Annotated in this window: 16 protein-coding genes; 6 read left to right on the top strand and 10 right to left on the bottom strand. The window is 68.1% G+C overall.

What is annotated here, in order from left to right; translation table 11 throughout:
• Nucleotides 1–34 precede the first annotated feature (34 nt).
• The 5 genes from ACSBP4_RS16750 to ACSBP4_RS16730 form a co-directional block, all read right to left on the bottom strand.
• Entirely contained in the window at nt 35–685 is a 651-nt protein-coding gene (locus ACSBP4_RS16750) for a class I SAM-dependent methyltransferase (RefSeq protein WP_435552898.1), read from the bottom strand.
• Nucleotides 686–733: 48 nt separating this feature from the next.
• Complete coding sequence (locus ACSBP4_RS16745) at nt 734–1348, bottom strand: peroxidase-related enzyme (RefSeq protein WP_049965748.1); 615 nt, start codon at nt 1346–1348, stop codon at nt 734–736.
• 49 nt (nt 1349–1397) lie between these two features.
• On the bottom strand, nt 1398–1808 hold the full coding sequence (locus ACSBP4_RS16740) for a GIY-YIG nuclease family protein (RefSeq protein ID WP_435552897.1): 411 nt from the start codon (nt 1806–1808) through the stop codon (nt 1398–1400).
• A gap of 76 nt (nt 1809–1884) precedes the next feature.
• Entirely contained in the window at nt 1885–3051 is a 1167-nt protein-coding gene (locus ACSBP4_RS16735; protein WP_435552896.1) for a hypothetical protein, read from the bottom strand.
• A gap of 157 nt (nt 3052–3208) precedes the next feature.
• Complete coding sequence (locus ACSBP4_RS16730; RefSeq protein ID WP_435552895.1) at nt 3209–4213, bottom strand: RAD55 family ATPase; 1005 nt, start codon at nt 4211–4213, stop codon at nt 3209–3211.
• Between the two features lie 713 nt (nt 4214–4926).
• Between ACSBP4_RS16730 and ACSBP4_RS16725 the strand changes: the two genes are divergently transcribed.
• A complete protein-coding gene (locus ACSBP4_RS16725) occupies nt 4927–5916 on the top strand; it encodes an NAD-dependent epimerase/dehydratase family protein (RefSeq protein ID WP_435552894.1) in 990 nt (329 codons plus the stop codon).
• Here the strand turns inward: ACSBP4_RS16725 and ACSBP4_RS16720 are convergent.
• Nucleotides 5913–6989 carry a peptidase gene (locus tag ACSBP4_RS16720; RefSeq protein WP_435552893.1) on the bottom strand — a complete coding sequence of 359 codons (1077 nt, stop codon included), beginning with the start codon at nt 6987–6989 and terminating at the stop codon, nt 5913–5915. The genes ACSBP4_RS16725 and ACSBP4_RS16720 overlap by 4 nt on opposite strands.
• A 197-nt stretch (nt 6990–7186) precedes the next feature.
• On the opposite strand from ACSBP4_RS16720, the gene ACSBP4_RS16715 reads away from it, so the two are divergent.
• Entirely contained in the window at nt 7187–8248 is a 1062-nt protein-coding gene (locus ACSBP4_RS16715) for an NAD(P)-dependent glycerol-1-phosphate dehydrogenase (RefSeq protein WP_006647906.1), read from the top strand.
• Nucleotides 8249–8288: 40 nt separating this feature from the next.
• On the opposite strand, the gene ACSBP4_RS16710 is transcribed toward ACSBP4_RS16715, so the two are convergent.
• The 3 genes from ACSBP4_RS16710 to ACSBP4_RS16700 all read right to left on the bottom strand — a co-directional run bounded on the left by ACSBP4_RS16710 (nt 8289) and on the right by ACSBP4_RS16700 (nt 11986).
• Nucleotides 8289–9128 carry an ABC transporter permease subunit gene (locus tag ACSBP4_RS16710; protein WP_435552892.1) on the bottom strand — a complete coding sequence of 280 codons (840 nt, stop codon included), beginning with the start codon at nt 9126–9128 and terminating at the stop codon, nt 8289–8291.
• Nucleotides 9125–10093 carry an ABC transporter ATP-binding protein gene (locus tag ACSBP4_RS16705; RefSeq protein ID WP_006647904.1) on the bottom strand — a complete coding sequence of 323 codons (969 nt, stop codon included), beginning with the start codon at nt 10091–10093 and terminating at the stop codon, nt 9125–9127. Before ACSBP4_RS16705 ends, ACSBP4_RS16710 begins: the two co-directional genes overlap by 4 nt.
• 75 nt (nt 10094–10168) lie before the next feature.
• Nucleotides 10169–11986: a S9 family peptidase gene (locus tag ACSBP4_RS16700; RefSeq protein ID WP_435552891.1), complete on the bottom strand. Its 1818-nt coding sequence runs from the start codon at nt 11984–11986 to the stop codon at nt 10169–10171.
• 193 nt (nt 11987–12179) lie between these two features.
• Between ACSBP4_RS16700 and ACSBP4_RS16695 the strand changes: the two genes are divergently transcribed.
• The 3 genes from ACSBP4_RS16695 (at nt 12180) to ACSBP4_RS16685 (ending at nt 14528) form a co-directional block, all read left to right on the top strand.
• Nucleotides 12180–12782, top strand: a complete 603-nt coding sequence (locus tag ACSBP4_RS16695; RefSeq protein WP_435552890.1) for a hypothetical protein — start codon at nt 12180–12182, stop codon at nt 12780–12782.
• A gap of 222 nt (nt 12783–13004) precedes the next feature.
• Nucleotides 13005–14066: a glycosyltransferase family 4 protein gene (locus ACSBP4_RS16690; RefSeq protein ID WP_435552889.1), complete on the top strand. Its 1062-nt coding sequence runs from the start codon at nt 13005–13007 to the stop codon at nt 14064–14066.
• Nucleotides 14067–14117: 51 nt separating this feature from the next.
• Nucleotides 14118–14528, top strand: coding sequence for an HIT family protein (locus ACSBP4_RS16685; RefSeq protein WP_435552888.1), 411 nt, complete (start codon nt 14118–14120; stop codon nt 14526–14528).
• On the opposite strand, the gene trpB is transcribed toward ACSBP4_RS16685, so the two are convergent.
• Nucleotides 14523–15674 carry a tryptophan synthase subunit beta gene (trpB, locus tag ACSBP4_RS16680; RefSeq protein ID WP_435552887.1) on the bottom strand — a complete coding sequence of 384 codons (1152 nt, stop codon included), beginning with the start codon at nt 15672–15674 and terminating at the stop codon, nt 14523–14525. The genes ACSBP4_RS16685 and trpB overlap by 6 nt on opposite strands.
• 133 nt (nt 15675–15807) lie before the next feature.
• Between trpB and ACSBP4_RS16675 the strand changes: the two genes are divergently transcribed.
• Nucleotides 15808–16562: phosphatase PAP2 family protein (locus tag ACSBP4_RS16675; RefSeq protein ID WP_435552886.1), on the top strand; the 755-nt coding region annotated here is incomplete at its 3' end.

The following is a 16562-nucleotide window of genomic DNA, read 5'->3' as shown; positions in this document are numbered from 1 at the left end:
CGCGCCGGCCGACACGCCCGTCCCCGGCGCTCGACTACTCCGCCAGCCGCGCATGGAAATACGGGAACCGAGCGTCCTCCTCGTCGGCGAGCGCGTCAGTGAACTCCCCCGCCGTGACCAGTTCGAACCCGGCCGATTCGAGCTGCTCACGTGTCGCTTCCGCCCCGGCCATATGCCACTGCATCTCGGTCCCGGTCTCGAGCCAGTTCGGGTTCGAACCAGTCCACTCGGTCCACCCTTCCGTGAGGAGGAGCCGTCCGCCGGGCTTGAGAACGCGTTCGAACGCTTCGATCGCCGTCTGATGGTCGTCGATCGGGACGTGAATCAGCGAATACAGTGCCGTGACGGTGTCAAACGTGTCCGCAGCGAACGGCAGTTGACTCATCTCTCCCTGACACAACGCTGCGTCGGGAACGAGTCGCGTCGCCGTCTCGAGTTGCCCCCGCGAGAGGTCGAGCCCGACGGCTAGCTCCGGATCGCACTCGTTGGAGGGGTCGAGGGCGTACTCGAGCGCCGGGGTTCCGTGTCCGCAGCCGGCATCGAGGAGGCGACACCCGTCCGGCACCGCATCGAACAGCGCCGCGAGCGCTGCCGACTCGGACTCGTCGTGCGTCGCGACTCGCTCGCTCGTGTACGTCGTCGTGATTTCGTCGTACGCACAGCGGACGTCTTCCCTGTCGACCATGGCTGCCCGTCTCCCGTGAGCGACAAGTGCCTTTGGTCGCCGTGCGGTTCACTCCCGCCCGAGCGTGTGAAACTCGTCGTTGGGCCGCATCTCGGCGAACGTCGCCATGCGATTGCTCATGTTGTAGTACGCGGTGACGGCCCCGATGTCCCAGATCGCCTCTTCGCTGAAGCCGGCCTCCCGTAACGCCTCGAGGTCGGCGGGCTCGACTTCGGTCGGCCGCTCGGTCAGCTTCACGGCGACGTCGAGCATCGTTCGGTGGGCGTCGTTGATGTCCGCGGTCCGATAGTTCGCGACCAGCTGGTCCGCGAGGTGCGGGTCCTCGGCGTAGATCCGTACGAGCGCGCCGTGGGCGACGTTACAGTAGTAGCAGTGATTGACGCCGGAGACGGCGACGACGATCATTTCGATCTCCTCGCGCTCTAAGGCGGTGTCCTCGACGAGCGCGTCGTGGAACTGGAAGAAGGCCCGGAAGTGCGAGGGCTTGTACGCGAACGCCGAGAACACGTTGGGCGTGAACCCGGCCTCCTCGGTCTCCTCGGCGATTCGCTCCCGCAGGTCCGCAGGGAGGTCGTCGAACGCGGGAACCGGGAACCGAGCCATCGCGTCGTCGTCCAGTTCCGCTGTCGGTTCGGCCGTCGAGTCAGTGTCGGAATTGGCCATAGCTACCGTTTTACAAGGAGGCGTAAGAACGCACCGGCGAACGTGGGCGTTACTGGTCGACGACGCCGCCCGCGTCGACTGCGGCGGTTCGAACTGTCGGTGCGTCGGGAACCGCGAGGAGGTGTGCCCTGCAGTCACAGTCCGACGCGCCAAACCCGGCGACCGGCTCCCCCGGCAACCCGGCCGCCAGTTCGCACTCCCGATCGGCATCGGGGAACGTGATCACGGTCTCGAGTCGTGTCGCGGGATGGCCGAGCAGGTAATCGACGTGCCAGTGGCGCGTCTCGCGGTCGCCGGCGGCCAGTTCGCGGTGGCGATCGACCCGGCTGAAGCCGCCGGGGCCGAACGCCGACCCGACGTACGCATACGCGCCCGCGGAAAATTCCCGCTCGCCCAGCGCCCCAACCTCGATGGTCGTCGCTCGCGCCGCCTCGATCACGAGAACGTACGTGCCGCCCATGTCGCACCCTCGGAACGGGGCCGACAAAAACGAGGGTGATGTCGCTCGGCGGGAGTTGGCGTCTGCGGGCCGCGTCTCAGCGTGACCGCTCCTCGTCCCGGTCTTCGGGGGTCGGATCGCGCTCGTGAACGTGCCGTCGGTTGCTCATGTCGTCGTCCTGGAACTGGCGGTTCTCCTCGCCGCTCGAGCCCCGCGACTCGCGGGACTCGGTCCAGTCCCCCTGTTCGGAGCGGCGTCCCTGCTGGCGGTACTCGAGGCCGCCGCCGGATTGCTGCTCGCGGTTCATGCGCCCGCCGGTGGTATCGCGGTCCTCGCCGCGGTCGAACTGCTGGGTGTCGCCGTAGTCCCGTTGCGAACGGCCCGCTCCCTGCACACTGCGGTCCCGCTGCCGTCCGGGTTCGTGGCCCGCGCTCCGCTGGTGGCGACGGGACTCGGGCTGGCCCTGTTGGTACTGGCTCCCGTGTTGCTGCCCGCGGTGCTGTCGGCCCCGTTCGCTCGTCGTCGCGCCCGGCTGGGCATCGCGGTTCTCGTGCCAGCGCTGCTGGGCTCCCTGCCGGTCGTCCTCGCGTCGCGTCCCCTCTCGGCGCTGTTGGGACCGGCCCTCCGTTCGGCGTCCCTGTTCCGTGGGGCCGCGCTGGCCGGGTTGGTCCTGCTCACTGGGCTGTCGGCGCTGCTGGCTCCGTTCGTGCTGTCTCTCCATCCCGCCTCGCTGCTGGCTCCGTTCGCGTTGACCCTGCATGCCACCTTGCCGCTGGCTTCGTTCGCCGTAGTCGCGCATCCCTCCTTGCTGCTGGCCCTGTCCGCGTCGGCCCTGCATGCCGCGCTGCCCACCACGGTGTTTCTCGTGGCGGGCCTCGCCGCCGTACTCGAGATTGGCCTCCTGCATCGCGTTCGTTTCGAAGCCGCTGTCCCCCCTGCGGCCGCCCTGCTGTCCGGCCCCGCCTCGTCGTCGGCCGGACTGCTGGCCGCGCTGGCGGTCGGCCCCCTGACTCCGCTCGCGACGCTGGCCCGACCCCTGCTGCTGGCGGTCGGGCTGGCGACCTTCGGCCCGGCGCTGTTCCTGTCCGCGTTCAGGGCCCTGTGTCCCTCGATTATCGCTCTCGCCGCGGCTGAAGAGGCCGTGGAGCCAGCCGCGGTCGCTGTCCTCGCGGTTCCGGTCGCCGCCTTGGTCCCACGTGCCGCGTCCGCGGTCGGTCGATCGCTCGGTACGCCGTCGATCTCGGTCCCGGTTTCGATCGGTCATGGTGTGGCTGTAGATCGTCTCTCACTGACGCTCGAACGACGCGCCCGCCGCTGGTCGGTGTGTGACTGCGATCGGTCCTATACCGAACGTTGGGATAAAGCCTGAGCGTGCGTTCGCGTGCAGTCGGCATCGGAACTGACCCTCCACTCCCCGGCCGCTACCGGCGCTGGGCCGACTGGGTGGACCCGTTCCCGAGGTCGCGGGCCTGTCGGGTGTCCGTGTTCGGGCCGAACGCGAACAGCCCGCGGGCGGGCTCGTAGTCGTACGTTACCCACTGGGGGAGAAACGCCGCCCCGGTCAGTTTCCGGACCGCGAGCTGTTTGTGCCGAGTCTCCGCCGCGCTCCCATCGCGCAGCCGCAGGTCGACGATCCCGTCGAAGACCCGCTCGGTTTCGGGATACGCCGCCTGCCCCGCCGTCGTGGCTGCGGCGACGATCGGGACGAACCGTGCCGTACAGACCGTCGCCCGAACGTCTGTCACGAAGTCGTGGACGAGCCCGGAACCCGAAAGCGACTCGAGTTCGTCCAGCGAGTCGATCGTCACCAGCCCCGTCTCGGTCATCTCGAGGTCGTCGAGCGCCCGGTGAAGCCCGTTTGCCACCTCGCGGCGGTCGCTCGGATCCTCGACCTCGATGACCGCGTCGGCGGCGGCCTCGCCGAGAAAGGTCGCCCACTCGTTTCGCCCGGCGCGAAACTCGTCGCGGTCGTCGAGCCGATGGGTGAAACAGTCGACGATCCGCAGGCGGTCGCTCTCCAGCGCCGGCAGGACGTTCCAGCCGTTCTCGTAGAAGCGCTCGAGCGTCGCCGTCGGCGGGTTCGCGACCGAACAGACGACCGCGGGTTCGCCCCGCTCTAAGGCGTGCCAGACGAGTTCGGTCCCGAGTTCGGCCCGGCGGGTGCCTTCGTCGCCCGATAGGAGGAGCATCGAGTCGGCCGGGATCCCGTTCGGAACCAGCGAGTCCAGCGGTTCGATCCCCGTCATCACCCGCTTGTAGGCGTCGGGGTCGGGCATCGTCGCGCCGTCGCCGGCGGCCTCGCGGCAGGCGGCCGAACAGTAGCGCCCGTCCTCGTCCGCTTCGGGCTCGCCGGGGATCGGATAATGGCAGTGATCGCACTCGAGGGGGTACTCCCGGGCGCGATCGGTCCAGAGCTGGTCGGACATATCGACCCGCCCTACCACCGACGGCGGCAAAGAACCCGTCCCTGCAGGCGACCGTACTGACCGGGGGCCTCGCTCGAGTCGGTTTCGTCCGCTTTTCAGTGACGCTTTAGTCCGACTATAGTAGCCGCTGAAACGATTTACACACTGATCGCAACGCCGTCGTTCGATCAGGTGTGCAATGACTTTCAGTGGCTACTATAGCGAACGTCGACGGGGGGTTCGCGGGGGATTCCAGCCGATGACATCAGTGCCTCTCACTTCGGCCCGATCAGTCGATCTGCGGTGGCGCGCGCTGTCGATCGGCCAAACGATAGTGAGGTCGATCGACGACACTGTGCGAGGGATGAGCGAACGAAGTGAGCGAATCGGCTGGGGAGGGTGAGGCCCTTCCGTGTTGCCACGATAGCAGAACACTCGTTGTACCGTCCCTTTCGATCGAGGCCGTTCTGCTATCGTGGCTACTAGGGAGTACCACGTCCTCCCCAGCCGATTCATTCGTTCCCGTTGGTCACTCACTCATCCCTCGCACAGTGTCATCAACTGCTCTCGCCGTCGCTCGAGCAGTTGAGAGCGCGCGCCACCGCACGTTCGAGTCGGGTGGCATACGCAAGTCTGCTTTCAATACGGCGCTCGAGCGGCCCCACTGCTCTCGACCCGATACCCACCGACCGCTCGTCCGCCATCGTTTTCCCCGACAGCGGTGACGGGCCGGTATGGACGACGCCTTAGTCATCGGCGGCACGCGCTTTATCGGCCGCCACCTCGTCGCAGAACTGCTCGACCACGACTACGACGTGACCCTGTTCACGCGGGGCACCCGCGAGAACCCCTTCGCGGACGACGACCGCATCACCCACGTCGAAGGCGACCGGACGAACGACACGGCCCTCGAGGCCGCTGCAACGACCGTCGACCCCGACGCCGTCTTCGACTGCGTGGCCTACCACCCGAAGGACGTCCGGGCCGCGACCCGGATCTTCGCGGACTGCGAGGCCTACGTCTACGTCTCGAGCGGCGCGGCCTACGGCCGCGAGGAGATCCCCAAGCGGGAGGGCGAGACGCCGCTACACGAGTGTACGCCCGACCAAGCGACTGACGATAGCTTCGAGACCTACGGCAACCGGAAGGCTGAGGGCGACCGGGCGGCGTTCGCGGCGGCCGACGACGGCGTGCCTGCGATGGTCGTCCGGCCGCCGATCGTCTACGGCCCCCACGACTACACCGAACGACTGAACTGGTGGATCGACCGCGTGAACCGCTTCGACCGCGTCGTCGTCCCCGGCGACGGGACGAACCTTCGCCATCTCGTCTACGTCGAGGACGTGGCCGCCGCGCTGCGGATCGTCGCCGAGCGCGGCGACCCCGGCGAGGCCTACAACGTCGGCGACCGGCGGCTCGTCCCGCTCGAGGAACTGGTCGACCTGCTCGCGGACGCGCTCGAGACCGATGTCGAGATCGTCCACGCCGGCCCGCGCGAACTCGCAGCCGGCGAGATCTCCCTCGAGGACTACCCCCTCTACCGGTCGTACCCCCACGTCCTCTCGACGGCGAAACTCGCCGCGCTGGGCTGGGAATCGACGCCGCTCGAGGACTCGCTGGCCCGGACGGTCGACGATCACCGCGAGAACGATCGGGACGGCGACGACAACGGCCCGGACCGCGAGGCCGAGGAGCGCGTGCTGGCGATCCTCGAGACGCTTTAGGCGTCGCGGAGCCGCTCGAGGCGTCGGCTCGTCGACGGCCGCGCGGCGAGCCGTTCATGGAGGCGGCTCCGGTCGTCGGCCAGGTCGGTGCCGGCCTCGATCGCGCTCGCGAGGGCCTCCGTACCGACCGCCCGCGCGGCGCGCCGATCGGCGGCGAACTCGGCGCGCTGGAGCGTTCGGGCGAGCAGCGGCCCGGCGACCGCGAGGCCGACGAGCCCGACGGCCAGCGACACCCAGACGGTCAGCGTCAGGAACAGTCCGAAGAGGACCGCGACGACCAGCGCCCGTCGCTCGAGGAGCCATCGTTCGTCCGCGGCGCTGGCCCGCGCACACAGTGCCGTCAGCCCCTCGTCGTCGAGGATCTCGAACGCGTAGTCCGTGGCGTACGCGCGTCGGTTCCAGAACGGGCCGTCGACGTAGATGCCGGCGACCTCGGTTTCACGGCCCGGGATCACGCCGGCGATCGTCGCGGCCAGTTCGGCCCGGTCGGCCGCGGCCTCGAGCCGTCGGCGTTGGTCGGGCGTCGGCGCGGTGATCGTCTGCGAGAGCCGAACGCTGTACTGGAGCCAGCCGTAGCAGCCGACGGCGAGGACGACGAACAGGAGCGGGATCCACAGCGGGCTGGGGTCGGAGGCGGCGACCAGTGCCGTGAACGGCGCGAGCGCGACCACCACGAAGAGCGTAATCGCCCCGAGGTACTTTGCGAGGCGGCCGACCGCCGTCACGGCACTGATCTCGAGGTCGCGCCGTTCGCGGGCGAACGGAAAGACGCCGAGGTACGCGACCAGGACGGCGGCGATCGTTCCGCCCGCCGTCGGGAGCCAGGAAAGCGGCGCGGCGACCCCGCCCGCCAGCGCCGGATGGACGGCCGCGAGCGCGCGTTCGGTCGCGTCGACGAGGCCGCCGAACGCGAGGACGAGCAGGGCCACGAGGCCGACGACGGCGAGGAGCCGATACGTCCCGCGGGAGCGGTCCTCCGCATCGGTGCGTCGGAGCGAATACTTGCCGTAGTACCGGCCCCCGACGTAGCCGCCGGCGAGCAATCCGAGCCAGAGCGCGAGTAGGCCGAGCATACGCGGCCATTGGAGTTGGAAATCTTATAATATCGCCGATCGTGTCGACGGATCGTTTCGCCGCCGGTGATCGCTCGCTCGAGCGGGCCGTCGGAGCCGATCGCGACGTCATCACCGCCGTCCCGGACCGCGTCGGGGATCGTTCCGGTCGGGGCGCTGAGGAAAAGCACATGTCCCGGGGGTGTGTGGGATCCGGTATGTTCGAGAAGTCGACGTGGATCCGCCTCCCGCGAAACGTCGTGGTCGGCCACGGCGTTCGCAGCCAAGTCGTCGACGTGGTCGACGATCTCCACCTGCAAGGGCGGCCGCTGTTCGTCACGAGTCCGACGCCCCGCGAGGTCGCCGCCGACCCCATCGCGGCCGACTTCGAGGCCGCCGGGATCGAGCCCGCGATCGTCACGATCGAGAAAGCGACCTTCGACGCCGTCGAGCGGGTGATCGAGGTCGCCGAGGCCGAAGGAGTATCCTATCTGGTCGGCATCGGCGGCGGGAAGGCCATCGACATCGCGAAACTGGCCAGTCACCACCTCGAGATGGGTTTTTGCTCCGTTCCAACGGCGGCGAGCCACGACGGGATCGTCAGTAATCGCGGCTCGGTGCCGGACGGCGACTCCAGACACAGCGTCGCCGCCGAACCGCCGCTGGCGGTCGTCGCCGATACGGGAATCCTCGCCGAGGCCCCGTGGGAACTGACGACCGCCGGCTGTGCCGACATCATCTCCAACTACACCGCCGTGATGGACTGGCGGCTCGCCCAGCGGCTGCAGGACGTCGAGTACTCCGAGTACGCCGCCGCGCTCTCGGAGATGACCGCCGAGATCTTAGTCGACAACGCCGACCTCATCCGGCCGGGCCTGGAGGAGTCGGCCTGGGTCGTCACCAAGGCGCTGATGTCCTCCGGCGTCGCGATGAGCATCGCCGGTTCCTCGCGGCCGGCCAGCGGGGCCGAACACCTCTTTTCGCACCAGCTCGACCGACTGGCACCCGGTGCGGCCTTACACGGCCATCAGGTCGGCGTCGGCTCGATCATGACCGCCTACCTCCACCAGGGAGCGGACGGGATCTGGCGGGCCATCCGTGACGCCCTGGCGAGTATCGACGCGCCGACGACCGCGGCGGAACTGGGCATCGACGACGAGACCGTCATCGAGGCGTTGACGACCTGCCACGAGATCCGCGACCGCTACACGATCCTCGGCAGCGGAATGAACGAGCGGGCGGCTCGAGACGTGGCGACGAAAACTGGCGTCATCGATTGACTGGCGATCGAATTCGCGGTCGGCGGTGCGAACCGTTCGATTAGCCGAGGTCCGTTCGCCGGAACTGCCACGCGCCCAGCAACAGCGGGACGACGATCCAGCCGGCGAGGATCACGAGCATGAACCAGCCCTGGATGTAGAACGGATTGCTCCCGGCCGTCGTGGCCTGCAGGGCGGTGAAATCGTCCGGAAAGACGAGTTTCATCCCGTTGAGGTAGGCCCCGGTCGGACTGAGGCTGAAGATGAGGTCCAGCAGGGCGTCGCTGTAGTCGACGCCGAGTTCCTCGAAGACGAACCTGGCCATCTGGACGGGGCTGACCGGCAGGAAGTTCCATCCGAGGTTGAACACGAAGAAGAAGCCGATCGCGCCGCTCATCGCTCGCGAGCGACTCGCGGTGGCCGCGGAGATCGCGACGGCGACGGCGACGTACGCCAGCGCGTACAGCAGGGTCAGCGCGACGAAGGCGGCGTAGCCGTCGTACTCGAGGGTCATGTCGGGGACGAGTACCTGTGCGGCGACGATCCCGATGGCGAACGCGATCAGCAGCGACGCCACGACGACGCCGGTGCGGGCGAGCAGTTTGCCGACGACCACGTCCGACCGCGAGACCGGGAGACTCAGCTGATAGCGAATACTGCCGGACTCGCGCTCGCCGGCGATCGAGAGGTACGCCGCGACGATCGCGACCAACGGGATGACCAACGCTCCGCCGATCCCGGCGAGACTCCACAGGACCATGTAGAAGTCCGGCTCCGGACGACTGCTCTGGCCCCAGTAGAAGATGAGCATGAACAGGGCGTACAGCAGGGCAGGGATCCAGACGAGCTTGGCCCGCCGAACGTTCAGGAAGTCCCGCTTGGCAACGGAGAGCGCGCTCATGCGGACACCTCCTGTTCTCGCTGCTCCGCTTCCGGCGCGACCGATCCCTCGTCCGCGCTCTCGGCCCCGGTGTACTGGTTGAACAGCTCCTCGAGCGAGGTATCTGTCGAAAGGATATCGGTCACGATCGCCCGCTCGTCGATGTGGCGGACGATGTCGACCTTGACTGCGGGCTCGTCACAGACCGCAGTGACGGTATCGCCGTCCGCGGAGACCCGCTGCACCCCCTCGATCGAGCCGACGTCGAGCGCGTCGGGATCCACCGCCTCGGCGAGTTCGACGTCGATCGTCGCCGCGCCGGTCGACTCGTCTCGGAGGTTTTCGATGCTGTCGAGGGCGACGAGCTGGCCCTCGTTCATGATGCCGACGCGGTCACAGACCGCCTCGACCTCCGAGAGGATGTGACTCGAGAAGAAGACGGTCGTTCCCGAGTCGGCCTCCGCTCGAAGCAGTTCCCGCATGTCCTGAATCCCCGTCGGGTCGAGCCCGGAGGAGGGCTCGTCGAGGAGCAGTAGTTCGGGATCGCCGACCAGCGCCATCCCGAGGCCGAGGCGCTGGCGCATCCCCTTCGAGAAGCCGCCGGCCGTCCGGTCGGCGTCCTCGAGGATCCCGACGCGCTCTAACAGCGCGTCGACGTCGGTATCGACGCCTTTGGTGTCGGCGACCCACTCGACGTGTTCGCGGGCGGTCAGGCGCTCGTAGAGGGTTGCGCCTTCCGGGAGGACGCCGATCCGCTCGCGGATTTCTCCCGTTTCGTCCTGTGCGTCGTACCCCAGCACCGTTGCGCTCCCGTCGGTGGGCCGGACGAAGTCCAGTAACATGTTGATCGTCGTCGACTTCCCGGCCCCGTTCGGACCGAGGAAGCCGAATATCTCTCCCTCCTCGACGGTCAGGTCGAGGTCGTCGACGGCGAGGACCGAGTCGCCGTACCGCTTGGTCAGCGAGGTGGTTTCGATGGCGGCCATACCCGACAGTCCGCGATACTGTCATGTATGTGTTTTGTAATAAGCTCGCGAACGAGTTCGACGGCGAGGGCCCGATCAGACGTGTTCGTCGAGGAAGTCCGCGATCTCGCTGTAGGCCTCGATACGGTTCTCGAGTTTCGAGAAGCCGTGGCCCTCGTCTTCGAAGAGCAGTTTCCGAACGGGGACGCCCTGCTCGGCCGCCCGATCGGCGATCTGTTCGGCCTCGCCGACGGGCACGCGGGGATCGTTTTCCCCGTGGAGGACGAACAACGGGGCCGCGATGTTCTCGACGTTGTTGATCGGCGAAATCTCTTCCAAGAACTCGCGGTCCTCGGCGAGGCTCCCGTACTCGGCTTCCCGCAACTCGCGCCGCCAGTCGCCCGTGTTCTCGAGGAAGGTGACGAAGTTGGCGATCCCGACCACGTCGATGCCGGCGGCCCAGAGGTCGGGGTACTCGGTTAGCGCGGCCAGCACCATGAAGCCGCCGTAGGAGCCGCCTTTCGCGGCGATTCGGTCGGGATCGATTGCGTGGTGGTCTTGCAACCACTCCACGCAGGCCCGGATGTCGGCGACCGAGTCCATCCGATTTTCGACGTCGTCCAGCGCCGCGTAGTCCGCGCCATAGCCCGACGAGCCCCGGACGTTGGGTTCGAAGTAGGCGTAGCCCCGATCGAGGAAGTACTGCTTGACACTCGAGAACGAGGGGCGGCGCTGGCTCTCGGGGCCGCCGTGGATGTCGACGATGACGGGTGTCTCGCCCTTGGTGTACTCGTCCGGAAGGGTGAGAAATCCAGGGACCTCGAGTCCGTCGAAACTCTCGATGTCGACGAGGTCGGCGCCGTCGAACGACTCCCGGGGGATGCCGGCGGTCGGTGCGTCGGTCCAGCGCTCGGCCTCGCCAGTCTCGATATCGACCACGAAGACGTTCGTGTTGACCGCGTCGCCGCTCGTCGAGAGAGCGAACCGTTCGGCGTCGGGGTCGAAGCTCACGCCGCCGGCCACCCCGCCCGGCAGGTCGGGGTCGGGGAAGGTCTCGAACGCGGTCGGGTCGTCGGGGTCGAACGCGCCGACGGTCAACTCGGTGTAGCCCTCGACGTTGCGCGAGCAGACGAACCGGCCGGTCTCGTCGTCCAGCGCGATGCCGTCGACGTTCCACCCCTCGCCGTCGATGACCGTCTCGAGTTCGTTCGTCGCCAGGTCCAGATAGGCCAGATAGAGCGCGTCCGCGTCGCCCTCGTCGGTCACGAGGTAGATCCCCTCGCCGTCCGGAGCCCAGCTCGCGCTCTGGTAGCGGACGTCGCCGTCGTGGGGCGTGAGATGATCGAGGTCGGGCTCGTCGGCCTCGAGGTCGAGGACGTAGAGGTCCTGATCGAAGTTGGAGTAGGCCTGCGAGACCAGCAGCCGGGAGTCGTCGGGGCTCCAGCCGGACAGCGAGAGCCAGCCGTCGCCCTCGTAGACCAGTTCCGCTTCGTCGCCGGTCGCGTCCCGGTCCTGTACGTAGACGTCGAAGACCGACTCGTCGCGGCGGTTCGAGGTGAAGGCGAACCGCTCGCCGTCGTGGCTCCAGCCGCCCCAGCGGTGTTTCGCAGCCGGCACGGCAGTCAGGTTCTCGATCTCGCCGGTCTCGGCGTCGAGCCTGAATAGCTGGGCGCGTTCGTTGCCGCCCTCGTCCATGCCGAAGATCAGCTCCGGGCGCTCGGGCGACCACGAGGCGAAGGTCACCCGCTCGTCGTAGAACGTCCGCTGCTCGGGCCACTCCTGCGGTCCCTCGAGGGTCCAGACCTGCGACGTGCCGGTCGTATCCATCAGAAAGGAGAGTCGGTCCCCCTCGGGACCGAACGAAGCACCGTAGGCACTGCGAATGTTGAGGTAGCGCTCGATGTCGTAACCCATGCCAGGGCCGTACGGACGCGGGGGAGTAATCGTTTCGGTCACCGGCCCCCTCACGAGCCCGCGGTACCCAGTAGGGACCGATTTCTCGCAGTCGGCCCGTGGACGCTCGCTCGAGCGCCGTGGCCGGATCCGTTCGTCCCCGTCGCGGAATTGCATCGGTTAACAAAGCCGTCCGAGGGAGTGGCGTCACTCGATGGCAACCGAAACCGACGCCTCGTCGGTCGGCGTCGTCCTCGTGACGACCGTTCTCATCCTCGCGGCCTTCGGGCTCACCGTCGCGGCCGTCGGGTCGGAACTGTTCGTGGGGGATCCGGTCGAGGACTCGACGACCGACGGCGGAGTCGAGCAGCCGGAGTTCGACGTGGAAAGCAACGATTCCGACAGCGACGACGGTGACGACGGCGCTTCGAGTGACGACGGCGGGGACGAGAACGGCGATGAGGTGTTCGGGGATGGAGATCCGGATGACGAGAACGACTCGGACGGCGACGAAAGCGACGAGTTGGATGACGCGGACGATTCCGTTGACGACGATGACGACGACAGTGACGAAACGATCGAAGGCGACGATGACGACGACAGTGACGTGACGATCGGAGGCGACGATGACGACGGTAGCGACGAGACGGACGGTGGGGACGACGGATCAGACTCGGAGGAAAGCGATACCGGGGACGAGGACGGCAGTGACGGTGAGACGGAGACCGACACCGAAAGCGACGACGACGGCTTTTTCGAGGGTATCGACTCGTTTTTCGGTGATGACGACGACTCCGCCAACGACAGCGGTGACTGACTTCTTCCACGACTGACGTCGTGGGTTCGTGTCGGTCACGGACCAACCGCCCGACACGGACGGGGATCGCCACGGCGGAGTTTCGTGGTCGACTGCCACGGTTCGGGCCGGGCCAGTCCGGCCCCGACAGGGACCGGCGGCCGCCCGCTCACGCGAATCCGCGGGCCGACGAATCGAGTGAAAAAAGTGACTTTATAGCCCGGGACTCCGTTGCCGCCGAGTATGCGAATCGCGTTCGTCTCGTTCGAAACGGCTCACCACCGCGATACCGAGACGAACCAGCGGTTCCGAACCGTCTGTGAGATCCTCGCCGAGAACGGCCACGACGTCCACTGCTACTGTGCGGGCTTTTGGGCCGGCGAAGACGCGACGTTCGAGCGAAACGGGATCACCTATCACGCGGTCTCGAGCGGCCTCGAGGCCCGGAGTTCGTTTCTGCTTCGTCTTCCGTTCGTCCTCGCCGCCGCGCGCCCGGACGTAATTCACGCCAGCGCCGAGCCGGCGAGTCAGGTCGTCGCCGCCAAGTGGGGCGCGCGGCTCGCGCGGGCCCCGCTCGTCCTCGAGTGGTACGGCGACGGCGGCGTCACGGAGACGCGCTGGACGCGGGCCGCCGCCCGGCGACCGGATCGGATCGTCACCCCGTCGTCGCTCGTCACGACGTGGGTCCGCGAACTCGGTGCGGACGGTGACCTCGTCGAAGCCCTCGCGAACCCGATCGACTGCGACCGAATCCGGGCGGTAGAGCCGGCCGAGCAGGTCGACGTGATCTACGCCCGCCGACTCGACGAGGGGGCCAACCTCGAGAGCCTGCTGTTGGCCCTCGCGGAGCTTCGGGATCGCGAGTGGTCGGCGACGGTCGTCGGCGACGGGCCGGAACGCGATACGTACGAACGGCTCGCGAGTGACCTCCGGATCGAAGACCGCGTGACCTTCGCCGGCGACCTCGACCTCGAGGAGCGGATCGCGGCCTACCGTGGCGCACACGTCTTCGCCCAGACGGCCGACCACTGCGTGTTCCCGACGGAGATGCTGTGGGCGCTCGCGGCCGGCTGTGTCGGGCTCGTGGAGTATCACGTCGACTCGAGCGCACACGAACTCGTCGAGGGCTGGGACCGGGGGTTCCGGACCACCAGCGAGACCGAACTCGTCGAGGCGATCCTCGCGGCCCGGGACCTCGAGCATCGCGAGTACGACGACCGATTCGCCGACTACGATCGATCGGCGGTGGCCGAACGGTACCTCGCGCTGTATCGAACGGTTCGGGACGAGTACGGCGTGCTGTGATCGTGACGCGGCCGGAGACAGCTATTTGTTAGTTCGCGAGAGCATTCGGCTATGCACGACGACTGTGAGTTCTGCCGGATCGTCGCCGGCGAGCAAGCGGCACACGTCCTCTACGAGGACGAGCGGACGCTTGCCTTCCTCGACGAGAACCCTGCTACACCGGGACACACACTCATCGTTCCACGCGCCCACGCGGAGGAGGTAGTGACCGCTGACGAGCCGACAGCGGCCGCCGTCTTCGAGACGGTCCGAACCGTCGCGACCGCGCTCGAGTCCGTCCTCGAGCCCGACGGGTTCAGCGTCTTTCACACGAGTGGCCCGCTGGTCGGCAGCGTCGACCACGCCCACGTCCATCTGGTCCCCCGCCGAACGGACGACGACGTGCGGCTGTCGCTGTCGCGGACGCCGCTCGAGCCCGACGCGGCGGCCGACCTGACGGGACGGGTCCGGTCGACCCTATAAGTCGAACTTCGCCGCCGCCGTCTCCATGTCCTTGTCGCCGCGACCCGAGAGGTTCACCAGGATCGTGTCGTGGTCGCCGGCCTCGGCCAACTCGATCGCGCGAGCGATCCCGTGGCTCGACTCGAGCGCCGGGATGATCCCCTCGGTCTCGCTCAGTTCGCGGAAGGCCGCAAGCGCCTCGTCGTCGGTGACGCCGGTGTACTCACAGCGGCCGACGTCGCGGAACATGGCGTGTTCGGGGCCGACGCCGGGGTAGTCGAGTCCCGCCGAGACGGAGTGGACCTCGACGTCGTCCTCGATGACCCGGGTCTTCATCCCGTGGATCGTGTCGTCCGTTCCCGACGCCAGCGGAGCGGCGTGGCGGCTCGAGTCGGCCCCCTCGCCGCCGCCTTCGGCACCGTAGAAGTCGACGTCGTCGTCGCGGAAGGCGTGGAAGAGCCCGATCGCGTTGGAGCCGCCGCCGACGCAGGCGACCGCGGCGTCGGGCAGGTCGCCGGTCCGCTCTCGGATCTGTTCGCGGGCCTCCTCGCCGATCACCGACTGGAAGTCCCGGACCATCCGCGGGAACGGGTCCGGGCCGACGACGCTGCCGACGAGGTAGTGCGTGTCGTCGACGTTCTCGGCGAAGTCCTCGAGCGCCGCGTCGACGGCGTCGGCCAGCCCCTCGTCGCCGCGGGTGACCTCGTTGACCTCGGCGCCCATCAGGCGCATCCGGAAGACGTTCATCTCCTGGCGCTCGACGTCCTTTTTGCCCATGTAGATCTCCGTCTCGAGGTCGAGCAGGGCCCCGACCATCGCGGTCGCGGTGCCGTGCTGGCCGGCCCCGGTCTCGGCGATCAGCCGGTCGCGACCGGCCTGCTTCGCCAGCAGGGCCTGCCCGAGACAGTTGTTGATCTTGTGTGCGCCGCCGTGGAGCAGGTCCTCCCGCTTGAGGTAGATGTCGGCCCCGTAGCGCTCGCTCAGGTTCCGCGCGTAGTACAGCGGCGTCGGCCGGCCGGCGAACGTCTCGAGCAGGTCGCGTAGCTCCGACTGGAACTCGTCGGTGGCCGCGATGTCGTCGTACGCGGTGGCCAACTGCTCGAGCGGTTCCAGCAGCGGCTCCGGCACGTGCCGTCCGCCGTACCCTTCGAATGCTCCGTTTCCCATACGCCGGCGGTTGCTCGTTCAGGGACAAATAGGTTCCTACAGACGGATGGTGGCGTCCGAGCCCCCGGTAGCCGCGGCCGGGCCGTCTGGTCGATCGGTACCGTTTATGTGTCCGGTCGCCCGTACTCCGCACGTGTCCAGAGGAATCGGCTGGTTCGACGCGTTCCGCGAGATCGCGCCGGAGTGGGCCGTCGTCGTCCTCGGGCTGGTGACCCAGCTCGGTGACGTGTGGTTTCTCGGCCTGCTCGTGGGGGCGTTCTACTGGCTCGAGACGGACGACCGGACCGTTCCCGCCGGGGTCGCCGGCCTGTTGCTGGCGGGCCTGTCGCTGATCGTCGGGCTGAAACACGTCTTCGCGCTCCCGCGACCGGAACGGGTACTCGTTCGAATGGGGGCGCTTCCCGACCCGATCCACCCGCTGTACGAGGCCACTGCGACGGCGACCGGCTACGGCTTTCCGAGCGGCCACGCCCTGATTACGACGGTCGTCTACCTCAGCCTGGCCAAGACCCTGTCCGTCGGGACGCGCCGCCAGCGGTATCTCGGTGCCGCCGTCGTCGTGACCGCCGTCTCGCTCTCGCGGGTCGGGCTCGGCGTTCACTACCTCGTCGACGTCGTCGCGGGGGTCGGCGTCGGGCTGGCGTTCGCGGCGCTCGCGTGGCGATTGCTGGATCGCTATCCCGCCCACCGCGGCACGCTCGGGTTCGGGCTCGCGGTCGTCCTCGCCGTCGGCGCAATGATCGTAAGCGGTGCGGCCCGCGACGCCGTCCTCCTGGTCGGGACGTCCGTCGGTGCCTTCGCCGGCTGGGAACTCGGCGTCCTCGTCCGATCGGTCGCCGCCGGACGCGGGCCGATACGGACCGACCGGGGACTCGCGGCGCGGGCCGC

It is taken from the genome of Natrinema sp. CGMCC1.2065 (assembly GCF_051225675.1).
Lineage (GTDB): Archaea > Halobacteriota > Halobacteria > Halobacteriales > Natrialbaceae > Natrinema > Natrinema thermotolerans.
This window is presented reverse-complemented; position numbering and strand designations above follow the sequence as displayed.

What these genes read in the sequence shown, in the direction of transcription:
- ACSBP4_RS16690 (WP_435552889.1), top strand. Translation starts at nt 13,005, where the DNA reads ATGCGAATCGCGTTCGTCTCGTTCGAAACGGCTCACCACCGCGATACC.
- ACSBP4_RS16715 (WP_006647906.1), top strand. Translation starts at nt 7,187, where the DNA reads ATGTTCGAGAAGTCGACGTGGATCCGCCTCCCGCGAAACGTCGTGGTC.
- ACSBP4_RS16740 (WP_435552897.1), bottom strand. Translation starts at nt 1,808, where the DNA reads ATGGGCGGCACGTACGTTCTCGTGATCGAGGCGGCGCGAGCGACGACC.
- ACSBP4_RS16730 (WP_435552895.1), bottom strand. Translation starts at nt 4,213, where the DNA reads ATGTCCGACCAGCTCTGGACCGATCGCGCCCGGGAGTACCCCCTCGAG.
- ACSBP4_RS16705 (WP_006647904.1), bottom strand. Translation starts at nt 10,093, where the DNA reads ATGGCCGCCATCGAAACCACCTCGCTGACCAAGCGGTACGGCGACTCG.
- ACSBP4_RS16695 (WP_435552890.1), top strand. Translation starts at nt 12,180, where the DNA reads ATGGCAACCGAAACCGACGCCTCGTCGGTCGGCGTCGTCCTCGTGACG.
- trpB (WP_435552887.1), bottom strand. Translation starts at nt 15,674, where the DNA reads ATGGGAAACGGAGCATTCGAAGGGTACGGCGGACGGCACGTGCCGGAG.
- ACSBP4_RS16725 (WP_435552894.1), top strand. Translation starts at nt 4,927, where the DNA reads ATGGACGACGCCTTAGTCATCGGCGGCACGCGCTTTATCGGCCGCCAC.
- ACSBP4_RS16720 (WP_435552893.1), bottom strand. Translation starts at nt 6,989, where the DNA reads ATGCTCGGCCTACTCGCGCTCTGGCTCGGATTGCTCGCCGGCGGCTAC.
- ACSBP4_RS16685 (WP_435552888.1), top strand. Translation starts at nt 14,118, where the DNA reads ATGCACGACGACTGTGAGTTCTGCCGGATCGTCGCCGGCGAGCAAGCG.
- ACSBP4_RS16750 (WP_435552898.1), bottom strand. Translation starts at nt 685, where the DNA reads ATGGTCGACAGGGAAGACGTCCGCTGTGCGTACGACGAAATCACGACG.
- ACSBP4_RS16735 (WP_435552896.1), bottom strand. Translation starts at nt 3,051, where the DNA reads ATGACCGATCGAAACCGGGACCGAGATCGACGGCGTACCGAGCGATCG.
- ACSBP4_RS16745 (WP_049965748.1), bottom strand. Translation starts at nt 1,348, where the DNA reads ATGGCCAATTCCGACACTGACTCGACGGCCGAACCGACAGCGGAACTG.
- ACSBP4_RS16710 (WP_435552892.1), bottom strand. Translation starts at nt 9,128, where the DNA reads ATGAGCGCGCTCTCCGTTGCCAAGCGGGACTTCCTGAACGTTCGGCGG.
- ACSBP4_RS16700 (WP_435552891.1), bottom strand. Translation starts at nt 11,986, where the DNA reads ATGGGTTACGACATCGAGCGCTACCTCAACATTCGCAGTGCCTACGGT.